The sequence below is a fragment of the uncultured Veillonella sp. genome (assembly GCF_963524655.1).
Taxonomy (GTDB): domain Bacteria; phylum Bacillota; class Negativicutes; order Veillonellales; family Veillonellaceae; genus Veillonella.
Genome location: NZ_CAURHA010000079.1, coordinates 1 through 2,594 on the forward strand (window position 1 = coordinate 1; position 2,594 = coordinate 2,594).

A 2,594-nucleotide genomic window follows, 5' to 3' on the forward strand; every position below is an offset into this window, starting at 1 on the left:
CGGCTCAAAAAGCAACTGTAACACGGGAGCACGAAAATGGTTACGAAATCGTAGAGGTTCCATTACCATTGCTTGTAACAGCGACAGCTGAACTCAATGAACCACGCCAACCAGGTCTTTGGAGTTCTATTTATGCAAAACGTTATACCATTTCTCATATTACATTGCGTGATATGCCGAATATTGATGAAAGTCGTATCGGTCTTAACGGCTCTCCTACGCGGGTGCGCAAGGTATATCAACCACCTCTTCGTGGCAAGGTAGAAATGTTGCCATCCATCGAGGAAGGGGCTAAAAAGATTCTTGAATTAGCTTACCATATTAAGCCTGAAAAATTTGCTCATCTATTGGTGCCAAATGATGCACCAGTTGAGGTGGCTGAGGATAATGATGAGGGCGTAGATGTAAAAGACCCAGTACAACGGGCTGCATCTGTTGAAAGTGTGTCCCCTAGTGAGTTTAAGGCGGTAGCTGCCGCTAAAGGTACTGAAGGTTCTAAAGGAGGTGACCGGTAATGGCCGTAACAAATTTTGATGAATATAGAGACGTCTTTGTTGTAGCCGATACCATCGATGACGTGGTACATCCGGTTACGTATGAACTAATCGGTCAAGCTCGCCGCATTGCTAAGGAATTGGGCCAGCTCGTTCAAGTTATGCTCCTTGGTGAGAATGTGCAAACCGAAGCAGAGGAACTGGTAGCACATGGTGCTGATATTGTTCATGTTTTTGAAAGCCCCCTTTTGAAATACTATACAACTGATGGCTACACAAAAGTATTAACTGACTTCTTCAAAGATCATAAGCCTAACGTAATTTTAATCGGCGCTACTAACAATGGTCGTGACTTGGCACCTCGTATGTCTGGTCGCATGCAAAACGGCGTAGTAGCAGACTGTACAATCTTGACAGTAGATACTGCAGAAGGCCTTGTAGAATGGACTCGTCCTGCTTTGGGCGGCAACATCTTGGCGGAAATCATTTCTCCAAACCATCGTCCACAAATGGGTTCTGTCCGTCCTAACGTATTTAAAAGACCAGAGCGCATTGCAGATAGCTGGGGTCGTATTCAAGTTGAACAATTCGACCTTAAACCTGAAGACATTCGCATGAAGCGTCTTGACTTCATTCCATTCGGCAAAGATGGTTACAATATCCAAGAAGCAGATATCATCGTAGCTGGTGGTCGCGGCATGGGTTCTAAAGAAAACTTTGATAGACTTTATGAACTTGCTGAAGCTATTGGCGGCGTAGTAGGTGCTACACGTCCACTCGTTGAAAAAGGCTGGATTGAATTGCCGTACCAAGTAGGCCAAACTGGTAAAACTGTAAGCCCTAAACTATACTTGGCATTCGGTATTTCCGGCGCTATCCAACACGTGAGCGGCATCTCCGGTGCTGACACAATCGTGGCTATTAACAACGATCCAAACGCAGAAATCTTCCAACACGCTAACTATGGCATCGTAGGGGATTGCATGGAAGTGTTAAATGATATGTTGGCGCATCTGAAATAAAAGCTAGCGTATTTGAGCTCTACTAATCAAATTAAATAAAACAATAGGGATACCTATCCTCAGCCTTCATGGGTACGCGTAGCGCCCAAGGCGGCTTCGAATAGGTATCCCTATTTGCTTTCTAGCTGTAGTAGAGCTCAAATATTTTCGTCTTACATACAGATGCGCCAATATGTCATTTGGAGGAGTGGGGAGGCATCTATGTATACAATATTTCCATCGTTTATAGGTAGTAGGGTAGCGTTTTTTGATTTTCATAATGGTATAATGAACTTGATAGAATAAAACGGATTGATAATAAGGAGGCTTTTATGGCTCGTAATGTTTTTGTCACTGGTGCAACGTCTGGTATTGGTCTTTGTATTGCTGAGGCTTATGCAAAGCATGGCGATAATGTGTTGATTTCTGGTCGTCGTGCTGAGTTATTGGGCGAGGTACAGGCTCGTTTGTCTAGGGAATATGGCGTGCGTGTTGAGACTTTAGTTCTTGATGTACGTAGTCGCGAGGATGTTGAAAGCAAGGTTCCTGCTACTATCGAGGCTTTTGGTGGCGTCGATGTGCTCGTTAATAATGCGGGTCTTGCACAAGGGCTTGATCCTTTCCAAGATAGTGCTGTTGATGATGCGGTGACTATGATTGATACCAATGTGAAAGGCCTTTTATATGTAACAAAAGCAGTACTACCTTTTATGATTGATAAAAATGAAGGTCATATTGTAAATATGGGCTCCACTGCAGGCATTTATGCATATCCTAATGGTGCAGTATACTGCGCTACAAAGGCGGCGGTAAAGACATTAAGCGATGGCATTCGCATGGATACCATAGCTACAGATATTAAGGTTACTACCATTCAACCAGGCATCGTAGAAACTCCATTCAGTGAAGTACGCTTCCACGGTGATGCGGAACGAGCTAAATCTGTGTACGCTGGCATTGAGGCTGTTCAACCAGAGGATGTGGCCGATGTTGTACTATATGTAACGAACCAACCTAAACGCTTGCAAATCTCTGATGTAACCATCATGGCGAACCAACAAGCGGCAGGTTTTATGGTACATAAGAAATAACAGGCTAA

General features: G+C 43.9%; 3 protein-coding genes. All 3 read left to right on the forward strand.

The genetic code is table 11. The annotated features are described in order from the left end of the window. Positions 1-515, forward strand: a 515-nt coding sequence (locus RYM16_RS09030; protein ID WP_399553779.1) for an electron transfer flavoprotein subunit beta/FixA family protein, incomplete at its 5' end; no start/stop codon positions are given. Next, complete coding sequence (locus RYM16_RS09035) at positions 515-1,516, forward strand: electron transfer flavoprotein subunit alpha/FixB family protein (RefSeq protein ID WP_314983411.1); 1,002 nt, start codon at positions 515-517, stop codon at positions 1,514-1,516. The genes RYM16_RS09030 and RYM16_RS09035, both read left to right, overlap by 1 nt. Before the next feature lie 311 nt (positions 1,517-1,827). Then, positions 1,828-2,586 (forward strand): SDR family NAD(P)-dependent oxidoreductase, encoded by a 759-nt coding sequence (locus tag RYM16_RS09040; protein ID WP_314983412.1) that lies wholly within the window; start codon positions 1,828-1,830, stop codon positions 2,584-2,586. The last annotated feature ends 8 nt before the right edge of the window (positions 2,587-2,594 follow it).

Bases quoted from the DNA above. Each gene is read 5' to 3' on its own strand.
- RYM16_RS09040 (WP_314983412.1), top strand. From the start codon at position 1,828: ATGGCTCGTAATGTTTTTGTCACTGGTGCAACGTCTGGTATTGGTCTT.
- RYM16_RS09035 (WP_314983411.1), top strand. From the start codon at position 515: ATGGCCGTAACAAATTTTGATGAATATAGAGACGTCTTTGTTGTAGCC.